The organism is Rhizobacter sp. P5_A1 (assembly GCF_056400745.1).
This window is the reverse complement of sequence record NZ_JBFUKR010000077.1, coordinates 1-921: the sequence shown is the minus strand read 5'-3', so window position 1 is coordinate 921 and position 921 is coordinate 1. Positions and strand designations below refer to the sequence as shown.

The window sequence follows — 921 nt, the reverse complement described above, 5'->3', positions numbered from 1 at the left end:
GCTCGGGCCGGTCGTTCTTCGCGATCTCGCTGCCGACGAAGGTCGACTTGCCCGAGTCGGGCGTTGCCGCGACGCTTTCGACCGCGGCCGAACCGCCGCTCGCCGCGGCCGGATCGAAGCCGGTCGTGCGCACCGTGATGACCTTGATCGCATCCAGGCTCTGCACCGTCGCGATCGCGTTGCCGGCGTAGATCGGACGCTCGAAGGTGTCGGCGCTGTCGACCTTGGTGATGTCGGAGATCTGGCCGACGTCGAGCTTGGCAGCCACCCGCGGGGCGACGTTCTTGCCCGCGGCGGTGGCCGGGAACAGGATGTGGCTGTAGTCCTTTGCGAGCATCAGAACCTGCGCCGCGACGTTCTCTGCGAGGCCGTGCTCGAAATACGCGGCGTCGGCGTGCAGTACCTTGGCGACACCGGCGATCCGGCTCGCCGCGGTGGCGGCGGCGCCGGCGTTCGAGCCGGCGATCAGCACATGCACCTCGCCGCCGCATTGGAGGGCAGCGGTCACGGTGTTCAGCGTCGCGCCCTTGACGGATGCGTTGTCGTGTTCAGCAATCACCAGCGTAGCCATCTCAGATCACCTTCGCGTCGTTCTTCAGTTTGGAAACCAGGGTCGCGACATCGGGCACCTTGATGCCGGCGCTGCGCTTGGGCGGCTCGCTGACCTTCAGCGTCTTCAGGTGCGCTTTGATGTCGACGCCCAGGTCGGCGGGCTTGAGCACCTCGAGCGTCTTCTTCTTCGCCTTCATGATGTTGGGCAGCGTGACGTAGCGCGGCTCGTTCAGCCGCAGGTCGGTCGTGATGATCGCGGGCAGGGTCAGCTTCAGGGTCTCGGCGCCGCCGTCGACTTCGCGCGTGACGCTCACCGAGTCGGCCGTGAGCTCGACCTTCGAGGCGAAGGTGGCCTGCGGCAGGTCACAC

The 921-nt window shown here is 67.0% G+C and carries 1 protein-coding gene and 1 pseudogene; both read right to left on the bottom strand.

Going from position 1 to position 921, the window contains the following annotated elements:
* Positions 1-571: pseudogene (locus tag AC1DTW_RS28125) on the bottom strand (electron transfer flavoprotein subunit alpha/FixB family protein); the annotation flags it as partial.
* A 1-nt stretch (position 572) separates the two neighbouring features.
* On the bottom strand, positions 573-921 hold a 349-nt coding region (locus AC1DTW_RS28120), incomplete at its 5' end, for an electron transfer flavoprotein subunit beta/FixA family protein (protein WP_477985335.1).